This is a genomic window from Pseudomonas putida, assembly GCF_028682395.1.
Classification (GTDB): Bacteria; Pseudomonadota; Gammaproteobacteria; order Pseudomonadales; family Pseudomonadaceae; genus Aquipseudomonas; species Aquipseudomonas putida_AB.
Window position 1 is genome coordinate 257,375 of record NZ_JANHLC010000003.1, and the last position, 20,789, is coordinate 278,163.

The following is a 20,789-nucleotide window of genomic DNA, read 5'->3' on the forward strand; positions in this document are numbered from 1 at the left end:
TGTTTTGTAGCCCAAGAGCTACATTTTCCGGCAGCACAGCTCTTTTTGATGCCCAGGGGCTACAAATGACCTCTCTCTACGATATTTCCGAAATGCTCAAACAGGCGCGTAGCGATGCGAAACTAAGCCAGAAAGCGTTGGCCAGCCGTGCAGGTGTTTCACGCACCACGGTAGCGCGCATGGAAACATTGGCCAAAGGCGATATGAGTGTCTCAGTACTGGTTCGACTGCTGGAAGCGGCAAGCTATGACCTAAAGCTGGTAAAGACCGGGCACGAACGCACGATTGAAGACATCCTCAGCGAACAGCGGTCAGGGAGTGCTTGAGCATGATCCTCAACACTCACGTGAGCTCACGGTTGGCCGTCAGCTCTACAGGGAGTGCGATGAATACGTGCTGAAGTATCGTCCAGGAGCAGTAATGGAAGACTTTGTCAGCCTGACGATACCTGCTCGCAAAGAGTTCGGCCCTCTGCTCGATGGTACCGATTGAGATAAGTCGTCTACTCACCGATTGCAGATCTTTTGGGGGCATCAATCTTTAACTAAAACAAACTCCAATAGCGTATCAGGGTCTGAAATCGAGTCTATGAAGTACTTGGCAGACTTTCTAGATTGGGCGGAAAATAACTCTCCGGTAGTCATAGCCAGGGCAGAAAAATCCGCAATGCAATCCATGTCAGGCACTCTTTTATCCCCTACGACTTTGAATCCTTCGATTCCGAGTACGGCCACATCATGTTCATCACAAAAAACCAGTAACTTATGTCCATCAATCAAGTTAAATAAAGGCGTCCCGCCCCAAAGCCTAGTGGGCTCTGGCCCCCCTCCAAACAATATGAATTCATTCATTGCATTTAGTCCCATGGGGCGACCCAATTCTTATCATTCTTATCCGATACTTGCACGATTGCACCAGTCCGATCATTTCTTACAACGTAAGAACCATCTTTAGCAACATAACCGGTTGCGGGATCATTAAGTCTAGTACCAGAAATAGGATCAAACCTAGTGTCTTTAGTCACAACAGTCTTGCTTGGGTTTGCGATAACACCTTCAAGAGAATCGGTTGTCCAACCTCGCTTCCCCATCTGCTGAGCAATTTTTGGCTCAACGATTGAAGGCATTCCTTTTGGATCGACATTGTGCCCACCCCCTAACGATCCCTCACCATTCTTCGCCAGCAGCGCCCGTTCATTTGCCTCTTTGAGAACATCATCCAGTTTTTTGGAGACCGCTTCGCTGACCTTTGCAGTGACTTTGCCACCCGCCTTCCCCACCGCTCCAGCACCTGCGACCGCATACACGGTCCGCACAAGCAGCAGGGTTTCTTGGGCTGTAGACACATCAACGCTATAGATCGCATTGAGCTTGTCCGCAATTTCCTGGTTGAAGGCTACTGCGGCGCCCTGCCCAATGGATTGACCGCTTTCATAAAAGCCGTCAACCACTCCACCCGGAATACCCTTGATGCCCTCCCACAATCCCTGAACGGCAGTACCCGGATGATCCGCGACAAGTTTTGCCAGATCTACGGCACCGTTTTTCAGATCGATACCGGAGTCTTTCAACTCCTTGAGCAGTCCTTGGTCCAAATTACGACTGATGCCACTTTGGACGAACTGGCGGTAGAACTGCGGATCTGCGGTATCGGCAAACATCTCAGGCCTGAACAACTGCTGGCCCCGTGCGGTGAATAACGCCTGCTGCTCACCCAGTTCGTTGGTGAACGTCTGGCTGTTTTTGGCCAGAAAATCCATTGCGGCGCTATCAGAGCCATCACTTAACAGAGCTCGCCAAAGATAATCGACCTCTTTCAAGGCTTGCTGACTCAAACGCTCAAGCGCGACCTGTTCACTGATGCCTTGACTGGCAGCGAATTTCTTGGCGTTCTCGCGCAGCCATTTATCCTCTTCAGAATGCAATTGCCGGTTGTACTGGGTCGCATTCTTGGCGACCCAACTACCCGACTGCATCTTGCTCGCATCTGTATCAGTCTGGGCCGCTGCGGCCAGAACGCCGATAATCTGGGAGGCCATGCTCTGGAGGTCCTTGTCGCCCTTGACCAGAACATCCAGATGCGCGCTCAGCAGCTCATTAGCTCCTGCCGCCAGGGCGCCCGTCTTGAAATCACTCCCTGTGGCCTGGGCCAGAAGGCCACCGACAATGGCATGAATAGCTACCTTTTGCGGCGTGCCATCCATGTACTTGCCGATCGTATAATCGCCTACCGCATTGAAACTGACGGCAGCCAGCGTATTAAACAACGCCCCCTTGAGCGCATCACTGACGTCCCCGCCATTACCAAGTGCCTTGCTCAGCAGCGTCGAAGTGCCTGCTTGCAACACTTGGCTGCTAGCAAACTGCCCCACTCCCGTCCAAGTTCCAAGTGATGACGGCACGGTCACTTTCGAGGTAGTCAGGTCTGTCTTAGTCCCGGTCCATTCGTTGAAGAACGAGGATGTCAAACCAGCCGTTACCCCAGAAATGGCATATCCCTTAAGGGCACCGGAAGAGGTTACGTCCTTGAATACGGCACCTAGATTACCGCCGTTGTTGATAAAGCTGGTTGTGGCGTTGGTTGCGGCCCCCACAGCTACAGCACTGGCAGCTGCAGACAGACCACCTGCCGTGGTTACGCTTAGGGTCCCGGCGGTCACCGATGCCGCTGTAGCGCCACCCGCCGCACTGAGTGCGGCCGGCCCTACGACCGCAGCCATGACAATGGCAATAATCAGTTGGGATGCCGGCCCCAGCCCCGAGTTGTTGTACTTAAAAGAGTCGTGGATCTCTTTGACCTGCCGCCAGTCCACATCACCACGAGTCTCGGCCTCTTTGAGCCAGGCCAGTTTCGGATCACTCTTGGCCATTGCGTCAATGGTCTGGCTGATCGACTGCCGATCCACCTGTTTGATATCTATTTTCAGGCCTTCAACAGCCTTGATGACAATGGTACCGGCCGCCAACATCTGAGTCTGACGCAAGGTCTCGTCGGTAGTGCCCTTGCCCTTGGATGCGTTCCAGAACGCATTGTTATTAGTTTTCTCATGGCTCTCCTGATCGAGATCCTTGACGCCCTCAAAGGTAATACTACCGCCACTCTCTAGCGTCAGGTCCTTGCCACTCTCTAGGCTGGCAACCTGGTAATGCTGGTCGTCACCACTTTTGAGAGTGAGGTTTCCTCCGGTCTTGATCTCGCTGCCGACATTAGTGGTATGCGTGACTTCATCACGCCGGGTCTTCAAATTGCCCCAGCCGCCCTTCTTTTTCATGTCGTACAGCGAGTACTCGCTATCCTGCGCCGCCAGCAAAGCCAGTTGTTCGCCGGCATACAGGTAGGCTTCGCCACCCGCCTTGAGATGACTGGCACTGAGTATCAGGTTACCGTCGGCCATCACCTCCAGGTTACCGCCCGCTTCAATCACTGACGATTGCTGGGTGATGCGCTGCTCTTCGGCGTGCACTTTTTTGCCGCTGCTCTTGCGATTGAACTGCGATGAGCTTTCGTTGGCCGCAGAAACAATGGTGACGTTTCCGTCGGCATATAGCCCAGCATCACCGCCCGCCTGGACACGGCTGCCGACAACCATAAGATCCCCGCCAGCATTAGCAATAAGATTGCCGCCGACTTTCACCTCGCTACCATGCTGGGTAATGGTCTGGCTGGTGGACTGGTACTTTTTAAATTGAGCCTGAGCGCTGTCTACCTCAGTGGCACTGCCAATCACCAGATCACGTCCAGCCACCAATTGGGCATCACCTGCGGCCTGGAGCACGCCACCGATGTTGCGCAAATCACGTCCGGCTGCCAGTGCCAAATCGTTGCTGGCCTCGATGCGCGCTGCGTTGTCCACTACGCTCTGACTCCAACTGAAACCACCATCACGGCCTGTGCTGGTACCAATGCTGCGCTCATTGGTGATATCGCCATCCTTGGCTAACAGCGAGACATCCTTACCATTGACGATGCCGCCCTGAGTATTGCGAATGCTATCAGTGGCCAACAGTTGTAGCCGCTCATTGGCCTGCATCAGGCCACTGTTGGTGATACTTTTAGCACTGGCATCGAGGTTGACGCTCGCACGCAACGTACCGCTGTTTTTCAACTCGCCGCCGGTAATCAGCGCAACATCTCGCCCTTGAATCAGCGCCCCATTGGGTGCCAGGCGGTCATTGGCCTGCGCCAGATACAGTACAGGGACCAGCACCTTTTGCCCGTTGACCTCCTGCTCCTGCATCCACACGATATCGTGCGTCAGGGCGGCGACCTGCTCGGAAGTCAGGGCAATCCCCGGCACCAGATTCAGCGTATCTTTACTGGCGATGGCGTTATCCATCAGGTACTTGTACTGCGCTTCGTCCGAAGCCAAGCCATCGAGCAGACGCTTGCCGGTGCGTGCCACTACGGCTTGCTGAATTAGGCGTTGTTCGTAGAGGCCATCACCGAGACGGCGCTGTACCGAGTCAACGTCATAACCCAGCATACCGAACAGATAGTCGGAATTAAGGAAGCCCCCCAGGCTCGCGAACGCCGGGTTGGTTTCAATCAGGTAGGGATGGTCAGGGTTCAGGCTAAGGCTGAACAAACCATTTTGCCCTTCGGGCAAGTTGAAGCTGGGTAAAGCAAGCGGGTCAACCGTTTGCTGAGCCAAGTCTGGTGGCAACTGCGGGTTCAGTGTCGGAGACGGTGCAGTACCGATCTGGGTATCCCCAATACGGCCTCCCCCCGGCAGGATGACTTCGTCCTCGCGGATCACTGAGTTTTCTAGGGTCTTGCGCCCGAGAATATCAACCTTGCCACCGGCCTGGACAATGGCAGGGGCGACTACGCTCCCGGCGATGGCAGTCACGCTGCCGCCAGTCTGGCTCCCCAATGCAATGCTTGAGAATGGGAGGGCGCCGGGGTTGTAAGTAGCAGACGCAGGATCGTTATACGCGTTATAGCTGCCTAAATTGCTAATGAAGTTCCAATAGGCGCTGTCACTCTTGGTGTAGATGTAATAACTGGAGGAATGCAGCTCACCGCCACCCGCCCCCGTGTTGAAGAACTGCTCAGTATCGATGCTGATATCGTGACCAGCCGACACGGTACTGAAACGGTTGTCGAACGTGGCTCCGTTAAACCGCAGATCACCGCCAGCCATCAGATTGGCACTGGCAGAGTCCTCAGTGATATGCGGCGCGTAGGTTTCACTGACCGCATAAGCAGCCTCGCAATGATCACCCTTACAGTTGTCGGTCCCGGTCACCCTGATGTTGCCTGAAACCAGCCGCCGATCGAACACCAGCTTGTGTTTTCGGTTGATCAGGCTGTTCACCGACAACCGCATATCATCCGCACTTTCGATGGTGCCGGAGATGTTCTCCAGCCACTCGGCACGGGCGTACTGATCATCCAGGGCAAAATCCAGCGAGCCGAAGCTATAGATGTCCCCAAAACGGTTAGTCAGCGACTTGCCGCGCAGTTGCATATCAGCACCGCTGAACAACAATCCGTTTTCGTTCTGCAGCTCTTGGGCCTCAATGCGCACGGCTCCGGCCGAACCCAGAGTGCCCAGGTTGTGCACCTTGTCCGCCACCAGCTTCAGGCTCTGCGTTGCTGTAATGACCCCACTACTGCGTAGCTCACCATCAAGCGTCAGCTCAGCCTTACCACCTGCCCGTACTTGCGCCTCATTGCCTATCGTCAGGCTTGTAGCGTTGAGGACCAGATCTTGCTCGCTGATCAAGCGACCATTTCCCTGATAGCTGCCGCTCAGCGATACACGACTAGCCTGAGTGTCGATCTCTCCATCGTTGCGCCAGTCAACACCGTCGGCATCGAGCTCGCCCAGTACCAGTAGACGACCACCGCGAGCCTGGTCAAAGCGGGTGGCGCTCAGGCTCAGCTTCGCATTACCAAGCTCCACTTTGCCGTTGTCGTTATCGAAACGCCCACCGATGGCGAAACGACTGGTACCGCTGGCGCCCAAAGCACGCAGTTGGCCATTAGCGTTGCTCAGCGTGTCAGCACCAAGATCGAGAAGGGTCCCGGCTTCCACCAAGCCCGAGGTGTTATTCAGCGTACCGCTCAATTCGGTCTTGATCGCAGCAGTAGCAGCGACGGTACCGCCTTGGTTGTTAAGGTCGGTACCGCTGACGGTCAAGGCGCGACCAGCCAATAATTTGCCGCCGCGGTTATCGCTGGTGCCGACTTGAATGTTCAGGTCGCGCTGAGCCAGAACCTGCCCACCTTGGTTGTTCAGGGTATCGGCCGTGAGCTTCGCATCACCGGTCGCCGTCAGTTTGCCGGCCTGGTTGTTCAGGTTTCGCACATCGGCCGTAAGGGTTCCGTGAGAAGTCATGCTGCCCGAGTTATCGATCTGCCCGCCGTTAAGCTGCAAGTGAGCGGCAGGGTTGAAACTACCGTCGGCATCTACTCCAGCCTCGAGGATGCCCGTATTGCTCAGGTGGTTGCTGTCCACTTGCAAGTGGCTGCCGGCCGCCAGGCTCTCTCTCACCTCGACTTGCTCGGCCCGCACTTCGGCGCTACGCCCCGCGTAAGTATCGGCATTGAGTTCGATGCGCTCGGCTACCAGGATCACATCGGTGCTGGCAGCGGTGCGCGCCAGACTAAGCTGACCGTTGGCATCAATATGGATATCACCGCCACTGGCGACCATATCCCCGTGGAGTTTCACCCCCACACCGGCCTCAGTACCCACCAGTCGGATGGCCCCGGCATACATACCGCCCAGGGCCGAGGAGTCGATGGCAAGCTGTGGCACATCAACCGGGTTGGCCGCACGGGCAGTAGCGTCCAGAGATCGCGCATCGACATCGTTGGCCCCCGCCACAATGGTCAGATTGCGTGCCTGGATTTCAGCGTTGATTTTGGCCGAGCGGGTAATGATTTCGAAACGGTCGATGTTATTGGCGTTCAGGCCACCGCCGTCGATAGAAATGCTGCCTTGATCAACCTGATACCGCGTCAACTGGCCGTTCTCGATCACCGGTTTGCCGGTGGTCAGCGTGGCTTGCGGCGTGTTGATAAAACCGCAGCCGTTGCAACTGATGCCGTAGGGGTTAGCAACAATGACATGGGCAGATTGCCCTGCCACTTCGGTATAACCGCGCAACTGGCTCGGGTTACCGCCATTGACTTCATTGAGGATCACGGTTGCAGCACGCCCATTCAGCCCGCTGTTACCGAAAATATGCCCACCCAATTGGGTGTTTTTCAGATCCTGCGTCGAGTTGTTGAGGATGATGCCCTGGCTGCCGACGTTGTAGTCATGGAACTGGTTATGGGACAGGCCACTGCCATTGGGCGCGGCGATGTTGATGACCGGCACGCCATTGGCCGACTGGCCGACGCTGGTTCCCGAACCACTGACCACAATGCCGTCGGCCTGCGCCAGCAGCGGCTGCCAGAACAGAGCATTGGCCAGAATAATCGCCAGCCCGCGCTTGGGAATGCCCCAGAAGTGCTCGCGTTTGCTCAGCGCAGCAGAAGGCTGTCGGGCCAGAAAGTCCAGGTGGCTAACGTCCATGTCAGTCTCTCGAAAGGTGCAGCAGTCAATTAGAGGAAGAAATCCATCCGGAAATAGATCGGAGCTTCGCGCTCAACGATAGGGTCCGGTCGCTCCAGCGAATGGGCGAACGTCACCGTCGCGGCCATATGCTGACCCCGTGCAAACAGCTCCACCGAATTGCTCGACATCCGTCCGTGATAGTTGTCGTTATAGCGATCATGGCGAATCACACCCTGGTCATAGCCCAAGCTGGTGCCGTACTCGGCAAACACCGGGCGTAACCAATCCAGCGTGATCGGGCGACTCCAGCGCAGGTCATTGCGCCAGTAACCACCGCTGTCGCCGGAGAGAGTCTGGTCTTTGTATCCGCGAATCGAAGACTGCCCACCAAGGCTCATGCGCTGGGGGCTGAAGAGAACATCTTCACTGCGCTGGCCGGTCATCAAGCTGCTGAACGTGAACGACTCGCCCCAAAGACTAAAGGGGTGCAGATAGCTGACAGTGGCCGTGTATTTACGATAGCGAGCGTCCGGCAAGCCCGGCCGTGGATCATGATTGCCCTGAGCATCAAAAGCCCCGATGCCGTTCTGCATACCGAGATCAACGTTTACGAAGGCATTACCGATACGCCGGCCGTGGTTGAGGCCAAACTGGGCTTCACTAAGGCGATTACTGCTGCCCGACAGCTTGCTGTCTCTGATGAAGTTGTTGGTCCGCAGATATGTCAGGCCGCTATTGATCGACGTCTTGCTGAGTGCATCACGATGGATAACACGATCGAGGCGTAACTGGTGATTCTGGCTGTCACCGCTTTGCTTGAAGGCAAATCCCTGGGCCTGCACCTGCGAGCGGTACTCACTCTCGCTATAGGTGTAACTGGCGTTCCACCAGCCGAATGGAAGGTTGTAATAGAGCATGGCATTACGTGAGCTTTTGTGACGATCGCTGATCGCATCATGGCCACCCCGCAGGGAAAACTGATCGGCTAGACCGAACGGACTGTCCCAGTCCAAAGACGCACCCCACTGCTGTTCGCCGGTGCTCTTCTGGCCATCGTTATGACGGGCCAGGCCCACTCGCCAGGGCTTTTGAGGTGTATTTTTTACCAGGACTTCGCTGCCACCCACTTCCTGGCCGGGAGCCAGTTCCATCTGCGCGCGGTTTGAAGGAAGCCGGTTCAACTGATCGACCATCTGCTCGATTTCGCGCAGATTCAGCAACTCGCCCGACTTGCCCGGGAAACTCATCGCCAGTTCCCGCTCGGTCAAACCGCTACCATCAGCCCCCTTCAGACCCTCCAGCCGACCTTCCACCACCAACACCTTAAGATTGCCACTGGAAAGGTCCTGCTGGGGCAGGTAGGCACGGCTGGTGACCAGTCCTTTTTCCATGTAGTAGTCGGTGATGACCTTGAGCAACTCGTTGAGTTGCGACACCCCCAAACATTGGCCGAGGTAGGGCGCTAGCAGCCGCTCGTGCTCGCGTTCGGACAGGGTATCGGCGCCGGTGAGTTCGATGGTTTTGATGGGAAAGCAGCGGCTATCAACTGGCGTCGCGGGTGCCACAGGAGCAGAGGGTCTCCCGGGCAGATCCTTTAGTTCTTCAAGTCGACGACGTTGCTCTTCAAGCAGACGATCCTGCCGATCACGGATAAGGTCCGTATCACCCGGAGAGGGAGCAGCGAGGGCGCAGTTCATCAATGAACAACACAATAGCCCAACGCACAACCTCGCCCTTAAGACGAGTGAAGACATGTTCGATCCTTCGAAACAATGGGGTCGCCATTTTGCTGGCCGGCACGTTTATAGATGAAATAATGGCCATAAGCCACCAGATACTTCTCAAATCACTCTAAAAAGGCCTGGGACTGAGAGTCCCATCTGACGTGATTGACAGAGAAAGGGGGAAAGTCGGATGCGGAGGAGTGCTAGCGAAGTCTGGTTCTGGTGACGGCCATATTGCGCCAGTGCCGTTTAGGTTCGAGCTTCTTCCACCTCAGCCTGGACAACGGTAAACGTAATGCCTTGCACATCGAAGATCAGGCCGAAGCGATCGGGTCGTTAGCTTTACGGCACATCCGTTCGACCAGGTTTAGGCCCAGTTGAACTGACTCAAGAACGGTTTATCACCGATGACTCTGCTGGGCTTGCATGTATCGGTGCAACAACCGATTGATGCGCGCCTGATAGCCCGCGCCTTGGCCTTTGATCCTGCCGATGCTGATCTAACGCTCTTTACCGTAGCCCCCGTGGTCATCGCGCGCTGTCAGCATCGCGCCGTTGCTTAAACGCCATCAGGTCTGAAAAACGGACCCGACGATGGCAGCCCGTCTTGATAAACGGTAGCGCTCCCGCCTCCAGTATCTTCACCAGATGGGGCCGCGACACATTGAGCAGGTCGGCAGCCTCCTGGGTCGTCAGTTCGGTGTTAACGGGAACCACCTTTACGGCATTGCCATTGGCCAGTTCTCCCAGAATGTCGACAAGCAGACGCAAGGCAAGGGTTGGCAGCACAACCGCATGCCCCTTGCTCTCCAGGTCGAAGATATCGATACGCTGGCTTGCACACTGGATGGACAGAAAAGCCGCCAGCACGCGCTGACCTTCTACGGCAGCGGCAATATCCTTTTCATCGGACAGAATCGCCCGGTCATCCTTGAAAGGCATAAAACATCTCCACAATCCATTTGTGACGCTGCGGAGTATTCGACACAACCCCAATAGCTGGGCACTGGAGAAAGTATTCCAGTCATTTCAGACACACCAAACTCAACAGCAGTAATTCCCTCCCGAAACTAACCTGCGGGTAAAAATGAGTTGGGGGCTGCCTTCAACGCCCTCCGTCCCCAGCATGGCTCCGAATACCTATCGAGGGCCGGACCATGCCGCGCAAACCCCTTATCTCCGTCTGCACGGTCTTCAGCCCCCCCAGGCTCTTTTGCAAAACACACGTTCGTCGGTACAGCTTTATGCCCGCGATTAAATCCCTACGCCTACGCGCCCTGGCCGTCGGCACTTTTTCATTCGCCGGATCAGCCCTGGCCCTGGATACCGCGACGCTGGTCGGCTCGACGCTTTCGCCTGACTGCCTGGAATACCGGGCCGTCGGCGTCTGCTACTGGCTGCACTGCACCCATTTCGGCTGCCAGGTGGAGACCTCCACCAAAGTCAGGCATTTCATTCCCGAACTGGTGGTCTCGAGCTACGCCGTGACCGGTGCCAATCCCTGGGCCGAAGTGGCTTCATTCAGCCGGCCCAATGCCATGGCCCAGGCCGGCGGCAATGACCACTCTTCGCGGGCCTACAGTTCGGAGCGCTTCAAGAACGCCGATGCCATCGGCCACCCCGGGGGCTTTGTCTTTTCCCAATTTGCTTCGGGCTCGGGCTACGCCTGCCAATCGGGTGCTATGGCCTATATGCCGTACTTTCTGAGTACCCTGGATAGCCTCGCCTGGCGTCATGGCATTCCCGAAAGCCTCTACCCCGAGGCTCTGACGCCCGGGCTGCGGGAAATCGGCTCGCCCGGCGATGCCTGGGGCCATCTCTATCCACGCTCCGGCTGGGTCAATCAGACCCGCGATGACAAGGCCGCCGCCGTGACCACCCAACGAGCTGGCGATCTGGTCACCCGCCAGGGCCAGCCGCATGTTTATCAGCCTCTGGTGGTGCGTGCCCAGCCCGGCTATTGGCCGCCAGGCCCGATCAAGGAAGGCGCCCCCCATACCCATAAATGGCAAGCCGTCTGGCCCGTCACTGAGTCTTCCTGCGCCGTTTTCCCCACCCCAAATGCCGCCGACACAGGCAGCCTGGCCGCCTCGAAAAGCCCTTCCGGCGCCTATGCCTGGTCGCTCTGGCGCCCCTATTCCTGCTGCGAGCGAAAAGGGCAGACCTTGCTCGGCAGCACCGATTTCACACAATGAGGTACGCAATGAATGGCCCGGCCTTGCTGCTGACTGCAAGCCTTCTGTGGCCGATCACTGCGGCTCATGCGCAAGGCGCGGCCGGCCTGAACTCAAGTGCCTCGGGCACCCTCAGTGACCGGGTGTATTACGCCATCGGCGGCGGCACGCTGATGACACCGCCTTCATCCATGAGCACCCCCAGCAGTATCGGCATGGGTGCCCGCTTCAACGGCCTGGCCATGTGCAGCCGGCTGGATATGAAAGCCACTGTCACCAACTCGCTCAACGGCACCACCGAAGGCTTCAAGTCACTGTGGACGGACATCACCGGCAGTCTCAGCAGTGCAGTGGCCGGGCTGCCGGCCCTGATCCTGAAACGCTCCAACCCGGATCTCTATGACCTGCTGAACAATGGCGTCCTGCAGGCTCGAATGGATTTCGACAAGAGCGAGCTCAACTGCGAACGCCTGTCCGAGCGCATCGCTGATATCAGCACCGACCAAGAGTGGAAAAGCGCCGCCAACGCTGAAACCCTGCGCGAAGCCATTGCCACCGGCGGGGGCGATGCAGTGTCCTCGATGCGCAAAGTCAAACAGGAAAGCGGCGACCAGGGTCTGAAATGGCTGGGCGGTGAAACCCGGGGCGGACGTGGCCAGCCTCCCGTACAGGTCACCCACGACACCATGCAGGCCGGCTACAACATCCTGAACGCCCGCCCGGTCAACGACCGCTCGCCCGTCTCACCGAGCGCCTGCAGTGGTGGCCTGTGCCGGACCTGGAACACGCCCGAACAGGCTGCCCAATTTATGCAGCGCGTGGTCGGCGACCAACAGATCCACACCTGCGACAACTGCCCGCCCTCGCAGAGCACCGCAGGCACCGGCCTGACCCCGGTCATCCAGGAAGAGCAGGACAAAATCGCCCACCTCCTACGCGCCATGCTCACGGGCCAGGAGCCCATCGACCTGGACAATCTTGGGCAGGTGTCCGGTGGCAGTTTGCGGGTCACCCGCAACCTCATGTCGGCCCTGGCCCAGGACCCCGATCGGGTTATTCTGCTGGAGCGGCTTTCCGGCGAACTGGCGCTGGTTCGCGTACTGGAACAGTCCGTCTGGGCCATGCGTGCGCTACGCGCCGGCATGCACGAACCCAATATCGCCAACGTCAAGGAAGCCGGCACTACCAACGACCGCAACCTGGCCACGCTTGAGCGGGAAATCGACCTGATCAAGACCGAGCTCGAGCTGCGTCGCGAACTGTCCAACAACACGGCGACAAACCTGCTGGAGCGCCTGATCGGACGGCAGAAGCAGACCGGACGGATCGATCCACTCGACCCGGAAACCGAACGGGTCGAGAACGCCGACACGGCCCGCGAGGTGCGCAAATGAAGATCAGCAAGGTGATTGCTTCCCGTCCAAAAAGACTGGCCCTGATAGCCGGCCTTGGTGGAACTGGCATAGCGATTGACCAGGGATACCTGGAACAGCTGCAACCGGGCTTGAGCCCGGTTTTCCTCCTGCTGCGGCTGACACTCTACGGCCTCCTGTTCCATCAATGGCGGCGCTGGAAAGCCGCGCAAATCGCACTGGAAGGCCATACGCCGGCGGCCCGCAACACCGCCCGCCGGATCGAAATAGTGGGCGTCCTCCTTATCGTGGCCATCGAACTCTCGATCCACTCACTCAACCCACCGGGGGAGTAGCGCGTGACCACCAACAGTTACGTCGAGTACTTCTTCACCCTGCTCGCCTGGATCATGCACAACGCCCTGACCAGCATCCTGCTCGGTACTGGGCTCGCCTTGGTTCCGATCATCGCAGTGGTGGTGTCGTCCTGGCTCAAGGCCCGGGACCAGGGGCATGACGAAGGCAACAAAGGTTTGCTTTCGCTGACCTGGGTCGAGACTCGTCTGCTGGTCATGGCCGTCATTATCGTTTTTACCTTTATGCCCTATGTCCCCATTGACCTGGGCGTCATCCAATACGATGAAACACGCTCCAAACAATGCGGTCGTGTGGTGGTAAAACCCGCCGAAACAGCCTGGGGAGCCAGCTTCAGCACCCTGGACGGCAGAACGGCCAGGGTGCCGATCTGGTGGCTCGTTGTGCACAGCGTCTCGAAAGGCGTTACGGCTTCCGCCATCAGCGCCCTGCCCTGTGGCGCGGATCTTCGCCAGGTGCAGATGAAAGTGGACAGTACGCGGCTGCGCGATCCCTACCTGCGCGACGAGGTCGGCGATTTTGTGTTCCAGTGCTACGCCGCCGCACGAGTGAAACTGTTGGAGACACGCCCCAAACTGAGCGAAGAACAAATCACCGAGGCAGGCTGGATCGGCAGTAGCCTCTTTCTCGACACACCTGGCTACTACGACACGTTCAATGCCCAGTCCCCGCGACGGGAATGGCCGTTCGATCCCGTGCGTGACGCGGGCTACAGCGTCACCACCCAGGGCGGATACCCCAAGTGCAACGAATGGTGGGCCGATAGCCAACTGGGGCTGCGGACCAGACTGACTGCGCAAGTACCCAAAACGACCTGGGAACTGCTCAAGGGCGCCTACGATTTCAGATCGAGCCGGGAAGTCGAGGATGCAATGCTGAAGGTGCTGGTATCACCGCGAAATCAGGCACTGACCTCAGGCTCGGTCTACACGGGGTACAACTCACTTGATCCGAATGTGGGGGATATTGCGGCAGGAGCCGGGGCTGTTGTCGGGAGCGCGGTGGGGGGGCTGGGCTTTTTCCCCCTAATAGCCTCGCTCAGGCAGTCACTGCCGAACATTATCGCTTACATCACCATGGCGATGATCATCTGCATTCCCGTCGTCCTGGTCGTCAGCACATTCGATCTGAAAGCAGCCATGTCGCTGACCTTCACCCTGTTCGGGCTGTACTTCCTTGATTTCTGGTTTGAACTCGCCCGCTGGATAGACACGCGACTTATCGACGCCCTGTACGGAGCCGGCAGCCCGCACAGCAGCCTCAATCTCAGCGGGCTCAGCAATGCGACAGGCGATATGTTCATCAGCTTTGTCACTGGCGCGATGTTCTTGATCCTACCCCCGTTATGGGTTGGGGCTATGGGGTTGGCCGGGTTCAAGTTGGGTGGGGTTGCTGACGCTGTTACCGGGGCCGGCAGCCGGGCATCTACGCCTGCTGCAGAGGCAAAGCAGACCGCTGGAAAACTACCCAATGCGTAATCAAAGAAACCAAATACTATGAAGTTCTAGACTTTTCCCCATGGAGCTAACCAGCTCTGCGCACCTAATCTACATCGCTACCAGAGTCGATGCGGAACTCTCCAACATATAACCCATAGCCCTCCCAACCGTCTCTATATCCATAACCGCTCATCGAATCATGATCCGATGCATTGCATCTCCAAGAACTAGCCTCTTCAGTCCGCTCGTTACAAGCGACTACCAGCCACACGATAAGCACAAAAGGCAAAACAACGATCAAAGCCCAGAGCGTCAGGCTGACAAGAGAAAGTGCGATCGAAAGCCGGATCAAATGAAGACCCCATTTAACAGTCCCGCTCCATCTGCCGGCTCGCTCAATAAGATCTCTTTCGAGCGCCATTAGCCTTTTCAGCCCTGCAGCAACTCTTCGCCCAAAGGCCCCTCCCCTCGAAACAATCGTATTGCCAGCCATAACGACCTCTGCATCAATCTCGGCATGAATGCTCCAACAATTAGAGCCCCCCACCTTATGGGTCAAGACAATCGGGGATTTTCAGAAGAGGACTACAAGCACAACCGGGATAGCGCCCGCTTATCTGAGACAGTTGAGCTTGACGCTCCCAAAGGTATTTTCCATGCTCACGTAATGTTTCGCCGATGTTGTCGGCAACATGCCCAGGCAGCCAGGATCCTCACGACTGCAATGCGGCCTAACCGCATGGATCCACCCACAGTTCGCAACGCATTCGGCAGTGCGAACAGTCATTGATCACTCGATGACGAATGCCTTTTAACCAAACCTGACGGAAACCCACCGTCAGGTGGGCTCTCTCCGTCAAATCAGGAGCTCCCATGAAACTGTCCTTCACGCTGTATGACGCATTAATCGCAGCCAACGTCCCTGCCGAAAAGGCGAGAGCGGTGGCTGAAGATTGGGAAACCGATGTGGAAATACTCGCGACCAAGGCTGACGTGCAACAGTCTGAAACCCGTCTTAGCGCCTCTCTCTCCGAGCTGCGATCAGAGATGAAAATCATGCGCTGGCAACTCGGGGGGATTTTCGCTTGCGTTACCGTACCGCTGCTCAAGCTCTGTTTTGATCTGATCACCTTGGCGAGTCTCTAGATCTTCGCCCACCCGGTTCAGAAGGACGGTTGAACACAACCTAATCCTGACACCTACACCTCTTCAAACCCACGCGGGGAAACACTCCCCTGCCCGGGTGACGTGTGTCTCCGCTTATCTCAAGGAGGCACACATGCCGAAACTCCCCACCTCGCAAAAGATTGTATTGCTGCATTTACCCATAGCCATCAGCGAACAACTCTGGAGTCTTGCGATCGATGGAAAACACCCTGAACTGAATCTTCGCCACTACACCTTGCGTCTGTACCTGCTCATCAAGTCAGCCCACAAAGAGCTGCTGAAACACCCCAACGCGCTGACACTCGATTTTTGGGTGTTTCGCATAAAGCCCAGCAACAAGCAGGAGTTCCCGGAGGAACTGCATCTGCAACTTAGGGTTGAACAGAAGAAAGGGGCTCCCTCTCTGTTGAGGATCGCTCTGAAGGATGAAGTTCTACCTACCTTTCAATAGATAGGGTCACAGCCATAAACCGCTGCCCATCGGGCACGGTTTATGGCTGCTCACACAACAATATTGATGCCCTCGCTGTGCAACACATCGCCTAGACTCCAGAGTTTCTGAATGATGCGGTCGCAATCACGCCTTATTCAGCTCAGTGTCGAAACCAAACAATAAACCGCCGGGCTTTACCTTACCTATCGAACGGTAACATTCGTGCCCAGCACTACTCTGCCCCATTCGCCACTCCCATCGCCTTCCCAGAATGCTCCCACGGCAGCTAATGGAGATTCGCCAAGGCCCCCCAAAAAACACTGCGTATAAATGACACCTACAAGTCACTCTCGCTGAGAAACAGTTGCGGCTTGCCCCGGCCAGACCCAAAAGGAGGAAATGGTCCAGAAAAGGGTAGGAAGGGACTATGGGAATGGCAGTCAACGGTAACAGCCCTATCCGAAAAGGTTTTCTGATCGCAAACAGGAACAGCAAAAGGCTACGGAGTAGCGATGCAATGCTTTATTTTCTCCGGAAAAAACCAACAAGCACTCTGGCGCAAAGGGCCGGGATCCCCGACAGCTATACAGACGCACTCAATCCCGACGAGCTGCTTGCCACAGCCGAGCGACAGCACCTCGTCAACATGATCTGGCAACGTACCGCCCTGAGTAGCGAGCACTTCGAACGCCTGTATCTGGCCCCCATCAGACGCTACGCAGATCTGGTCCAACGCCTCCCCGCGTCCGAAAATCATCATCACGCCTACCCGGGAGGCCTGCTGGATCATGGCCTGGAAATCATCGTCTTTGCCCTGAAGCTGCGCCAGAACCACCTCCTCCCTTCGGGTGCCGCTCCGGAAGACCAGTCGGCCGAGGCAGAAGCTTGGACGGCCGGCCTGACCTATGCCGCTCTGCTGCATGATCTAGGGAAAATCGCCGTGGACCAGCATATCGAACTCGCCTCGGGGAAAGTCTGGCACCCGTGGCAGGGCCCGCTCACAGAGCCTTACCGAATGAAATTCGTGAAAGGCCGCGACTACAGTCGACACCCTGCTGCCGGCGGCCTGCTCGCACTGCAGGTCCTGTCCCCGGAAATTCTCGACTGGCTCGCCCAAACGCCGGCCCTGTTTGGCGCAATGACCTGTGCACTCAGCGGGCACTACGAACGTGCGGGAACACTCGGCGAACTGGTGATCAAGGCCGACCAGGCCTCGGTCTCCAGGGCGCTGGGCGGCAACCCGACGAAGGCGGTCGAAACACCAAGAGAGTCACTCCAGGGCAAGCTGGTTAATGGCCTGCGCTACCTGGTGCAAAACGAGTTCCGACTCAATCAACCGGGGTCAATAGGATGGCTAACCGAAGAGGCTCTCTGGCTGGTCAGCAAACCGGCAACTGACCGCCTCAAAGCCTACCTTCTCAGCCAGGGGTTCGAAGGCGTTCCCCATCGCAACAGCCGGCTATTCGATGAGCTGCAGGCCCACAACATCATCCAGCCCACTCCGAACAACATGGCCATCTGGAACTGCACCGTCGACGACCCAAGCCGACATTGGAGCCAGAGACTCACCATGCTCAAAGTCGCTCCTGCCCTGATCTGGGGTGCAGAAGAACGCCCCGACAGCTTTACCGGCACCGTCGAAGACACCCTACTCCCTCAAACTACCGCTATCGAGGCCGAGCCAATCCAGGAAGAGCTACCACCAGCTTACGAGGAAGAATATCTGGCCCAGCCCGTGAAGAACCCCGATCACCAGCATTCACTATTTCCTGAACCTATCCAGGACCTCGACGCCAACACGCCTAACACTCTCCTCCAGCCACCATCCGCTGCCGGCGACATCGCCCCACCACTGGAGGCCACCAACACGGGCACTCTGTTCTTGATGTGGCTCCGACAAGGGTTGCTCCAGCAGAAAATAGTGATGAACGACGTGAAAGCCAGAGTTCATACCGTGGCGGGAACCTTCTTCCTCGTCACGCCCGGCATCTTTCAGCGATTTGCTCTGGAGCATCCTCAAATAGCCGGCAGGGTTGAAGAGCCCGAGACGTGGCGCACCATCCAAAAGCAATTCCAGAAACTGCGATTGCACCGAAAAACAGACAACGGCCTGAACATTTGGACCTGCACGGTCAGCGGGCAGAAGAGAACTCGCAAACTTAAGGGCTACCTTATGAATGACCCGGCAACCCTTATGGCCAGTACGCCCTACGACAACCCATTCCTGAGCCTCGACCTCGAGGAGCAGAAACATGCTGACCTTTGATGAACTGTTGAAAGAATACTTTTTTGTCAGGCACCTCAAGCCGAGAACACAGAATAGCTATCAGGGCGCACTGGCCCAATTCACCAAGAACATGAACAAACAGGGGCTACGCCTCCCAAGCGAAGTCACCCAGTTCCATATCCTCACCTGGCGTAAAAAAGCGCTCTCCGAGATCCGCGAGGTTAGTTGGAATTGCTATGTGAGGCACCTTAGAGCGCTGTACAACTTCGGCATCGACCAGGGTTTACTCAACACCGTCACAAATCCGTTCAAGGGCGTCACAATCCGAGAACCCAAAAAACCGAAAAAGACCCTGAGCAAAACCCAGATCGACACAACACGCGCAGTGCTCAGTCAGATGGTGGAGTACGAACGATCCGGGGAGCGCAGTCGCATAACACCGGCCTGGTTCTGGCAGGTCGTCAACGAAACGTTTTACTACGCCGGCCTGCGGCTGAATCAACTGGTCATGCTGAAGGTCTGCGACATTGATCTCGAAAACCTGATCATCCGGGCAACGGTCGAGGGATCGAAAACACAACGGGAATATCCCGTACCGATCTCCCCGAAACTGAAACCGTACCTGGAAAAACTCCTTGCTGCCGCCTGCGAGCAGGGATTCAAAAACAAGGATCAACTATTCAACGTCAACCGCTTCAGCGAGCACTATAAGCTGCGCAAAACCATGAATCACTGGCAGGTCTCCGCCTGCTACCGGAAAATTTCGGAGATCAGCCAGAGCAAAGTCTCACCGCATCGGTTTCGTCATACCCTTGGAACCGACTTGATGAAAAAACCCGAGCGTAACCTGCATCTGGTCAAGGACCTGCTGGGGCATACCAGCATCAAGACCACGCTGGAGTACGTGACCACGGATGTGGACATGCTGAGGGAGTGCGTGGATTGCAGGTAACCTCGCCTGCACAAGGGGAAGCCTTCGAACTGGCGCTCAAACATCGTCAGGCCGCTATCGAGCAGGATTCGTCCACAGCGGCAGGACTCACTCGCGAGAAGGTGCTGGCTATAGAGGGCGACGGGGAGGCTGCGCGTGCGTCGATCACTCAAAACCGTACCTGAGGGTAGACCAGTTAGCGATCAGGCGAACATTGGCGATAGCCCCTTAACGCCATATGCCTTGCATATGCAGGACGGCGTTGCTATATTGCATATGTCAGACATATGCAGGAGTAATATTATGCGCACTGTCTCAATTTTCAAGAACGGTAAGAATCAAGCGATCCGCTTTCCCACCGACATGGCTTATGAGGGTGTCGGGGAACTGGAGATTACGCGTAGCGGCGACACGATCACCCTGCGCCCGGTGCGTCCAAGCTGGCTATCGCTGGCTGAATTGCCCAAGGCTGATGCGGACTTTCTGCAAGAGCGTCCAAGCGTTATCAGCGATGAAGGCAGGTTCAATCTGTGACAACGTACATGCTTGATACTTGTATTTGCTCTTTCATCATGCGCGAGCGCCCAGAGTCTGTACTACAGCGCTTGGCAGCAGAGGTTGCGCGGAATAATCGGATCGTGATTTCTGCGATTACCTACGCCGAAATGCGATATGGACAGATCGGTAAGAAGGCATCGCCGAAGCACAAAACGCTGGTTGATGAGTTTGTGAAGCGTCTAGATGAGATCTTACCGTGGGATCACAGCGCGGTTGACGCGACGATCGAGGTAAAACTTGAGCTCACCAAAGCAGGCTTGGTCATTGGCGAAAATGATAGCGCTATTGCTGGTCACGCGATTGCTTCGGGTTCAGTGTTGGTCACGAACAATGTTCGTGAATTCAGCCGCGTTTCGGAGCTGCCGCTCGAAGACTGGGTCCACTGAGAAATCATTATGGATTTACTTAAAGTTGCCCATGCCTTCCGGGTTGCTCTGGACGAACAGAAAATAGAGCAGATTTACCCGCTCACATGGTAATCCCCCCATCTTTAGTACTCGCTAGAAGTAGAGGTCAGGCCAGCAGGGCCAACTTCTGTTTGGGGGTGATACCTCCAAGGGCCATATTTGGCCGTTCATGATTGTATGTCCCAACCCATCGCGTCGCGTGCTCTTGCACCTCGGCTACGGATTCGAACAGGTAATGCCCCAGCCAGTCGTAAGGCCCCGTGCGGTTGTAGCGCTCGACGTAGGCATTCTGCTGGGGGGTTACCGGGCTGGATATCTTCCAGGCGAATGCCATGCTTTTCTGCCCACAGTACCAGCTTGCTGCTGATGTACTCAGCTCCGTTATCACTGCGAATAGTGAATCGCCCCTACTTTTGTAGATACCCTCAAGCGTCAGCGGCAGTTTGTAAACCAATGTGGGCCAGTCCGCTTTTGGCCGTTTTTAGCCGT

16 protein-coding genes and 1 pseudogene are annotated in these 20,789 nt (G+C 56.5%); 11 read left to right on the forward strand and 6 right to left on the reverse strand.

From position 1 onward, the window contains the following. Positions 1-65: 65 nt before the first annotated feature. On the forward strand, positions 66-326 hold the full coding sequence (locus NPS46_RS09470) for a helix-turn-helix transcriptional regulator (RefSeq protein WP_274106474.1): 261 nt from the start codon (positions 66-68) through the stop codon (positions 324-326). 207 nt (positions 327-533) lie between these two features. On the opposite strand, the gene NPS46_RS09475 is transcribed toward NPS46_RS09470, so the two are convergent. From NPS46_RS09475 to NPS46_RS09490, 4 genes are all read right to left on the reverse strand, one after another. Next, a complete protein-coding gene (locus NPS46_RS09475; RefSeq protein WP_274106476.1) occupies positions 534-851 on the reverse strand; it encodes a hypothetical protein in 318 nt (105 codons plus the stop codon). A 5-nt stretch (positions 852-856) separates the two neighbouring features. Next, positions 857-7,531 carry a DUF637 domain-containing protein gene (locus NPS46_RS09480; RefSeq protein ID WP_274106478.1) on the reverse strand — a complete coding sequence of 2,225 codons (6,675 nt, stop codon included), beginning with the start codon at positions 7,529-7,531 and terminating at the stop codon, positions 857-859. A 29-nt stretch (positions 7,532-7,560) separates the two neighbouring features. Next, complete coding sequence (locus NPS46_RS09485) at positions 7,561-9,267, reverse strand: ShlB/FhaC/HecB family hemolysin secretion/activation protein (RefSeq protein WP_274106480.1); 1,707 nt, start codon at positions 9,265-9,267, stop codon at positions 7,561-7,563. 498 nt (positions 9,268-9,765) lie between these two features. Continuing rightward, positions 9,766-10,179 carry a helix-turn-helix domain-containing protein gene (locus NPS46_RS09490; RefSeq protein ID WP_274106482.1) on the reverse strand — a complete coding sequence of 138 codons (414 nt, stop codon included), beginning with the start codon at positions 10,177-10,179 and terminating at the stop codon, positions 9,766-9,768. Between the two features lie 302 nt (positions 10,180-10,481). On the opposite strand from NPS46_RS09490, the gene NPS46_RS09495 reads away from it, so the two are divergent. Genes NPS46_RS09495 through NPS46_RS09510 form a run of 4 tightly spaced genes read left to right on the forward strand, consistent with a single transcriptional unit; the run spans position 10,482 to position 14,616 of the window. Continuing rightward, positions 10,482-11,432, forward strand: coding sequence for a TIGR03756 family integrating conjugative element protein (locus NPS46_RS09495; protein ID WP_274106484.1), 951 nt, complete (start codon positions 10,482-10,484; stop codon positions 11,430-11,432). 8 nt (positions 11,433-11,440) lie between these two features. Continuing rightward, positions 11,441-12,805, forward strand: a complete 1,365-nt coding sequence (locus tag NPS46_RS09500) for an integrating conjugative element protein (RefSeq protein WP_274106485.1) — start codon at positions 11,441-11,443, stop codon at positions 12,803-12,805. Beyond that, positions 12,802-13,119, forward strand: a complete 318-nt coding sequence (locus NPS46_RS09505) for a hypothetical protein (RefSeq protein ID WP_274106487.1) — start codon at positions 12,802-12,804, stop codon at positions 13,117-13,119. Before NPS46_RS09500 ends, NPS46_RS09505 begins: the two co-directional genes overlap by 4 nt. A 3-nt stretch (positions 13,120-13,122) precedes the next feature. After that, positions 13,123-14,616, forward strand: coding sequence for a conjugal transfer protein TraG N-terminal domain-containing protein (locus NPS46_RS09510; RefSeq protein ID WP_274106489.1), 1,494 nt, complete (start codon positions 13,123-13,125; stop codon positions 14,614-14,616). Positions 14,617-14,680: 64 nt separating this feature from the next. On the opposite strand, the gene NPS46_RS25325 is transcribed toward NPS46_RS09510, so the two are convergent. Beyond that, the gene (locus NPS46_RS25325) at positions 14,681-15,070 is read right to left on the reverse strand and encodes a DUF3742 family protein (protein WP_425312719.1); all 390 of its coding nucleotides are present in this window, start codon (positions 15,068-15,070) and stop codon (positions 14,681-14,683) included. 380 nt (positions 15,071-15,450) lie between these two features. Between NPS46_RS25325 and NPS46_RS09515 the strand changes: the two genes are divergently transcribed. The 6 genes from NPS46_RS09515 (at position 15,451) to NPS46_RS09540 (ending at position 20,279) form a co-directional block, all read left to right on the forward strand. Continuing rightward, positions 15,451-15,723 (forward strand): DUF1640 domain-containing protein, encoded by a 273-nt coding sequence (locus NPS46_RS09515; RefSeq protein ID WP_274106491.1) that lies wholly within the window; start codon positions 15,451-15,453, stop codon positions 15,721-15,723. A gap of 133 nt (positions 15,724-15,856) precedes the next feature. Then, on the forward strand, positions 15,857-16,195 hold the full coding sequence (locus NPS46_RS09520) for a hypothetical protein (RefSeq protein ID WP_274106493.1): 339 nt from the start codon (positions 15,857-15,859) through the stop codon (positions 16,193-16,195). 415 nt (positions 16,196-16,610) lie between these two features. Beyond that, complete coding sequence (mobH, locus tag NPS46_RS09525) at positions 16,611-18,443, forward strand: MobH family relaxase (RefSeq protein WP_274106495.1); 1,833 nt, start codon at positions 16,611-16,613, stop codon at positions 18,441-18,443. Further along, the gene (locus NPS46_RS09530) at positions 18,430-19,356 is read left to right on the forward strand and encodes a tyrosine-type recombinase/integrase (protein ID WP_274106497.1); all 927 of its coding nucleotides are present in this window, start codon (positions 18,430-18,432) and stop codon (positions 19,354-19,356) included. Before mobH ends, NPS46_RS09530 begins: the two co-directional genes overlap by 14 nt. 282 nt (positions 19,357-19,638) lie before the next feature. Then, the gene (gene vapB / locus NPS46_RS09535) at positions 19,639-19,869 is read left to right on the forward strand and encodes a type II toxin-antitoxin system VapB family antitoxin (protein WP_115987309.1); all 231 of its coding nucleotides are present in this window, start codon (positions 19,639-19,641) and stop codon (positions 19,867-19,869) included. Further along, the gene (locus NPS46_RS09540; RefSeq protein ID WP_274106501.1) at positions 19,866-20,279 is read left to right on the forward strand and encodes a type II toxin-antitoxin system VapC family toxin; all 414 of its coding nucleotides are present in this window, start codon (positions 19,866-19,868) and stop codon (positions 20,277-20,279) included. The genes vapB and NPS46_RS09540 overlap by 4 nt, the downstream gene beginning before the upstream one ends. Positions 20,280-20,406: 127 nt before the next feature. Here the strand turns inward: NPS46_RS09540 and NPS46_RS09545 are convergent. Beyond that, positions 20,407-20,695 (reverse strand): annotated as a pseudogene (locus NPS46_RS09545) (transposase); the annotation flags it as partial. Positions 20,696-20,789 lie beyond the last annotated feature (94 nt).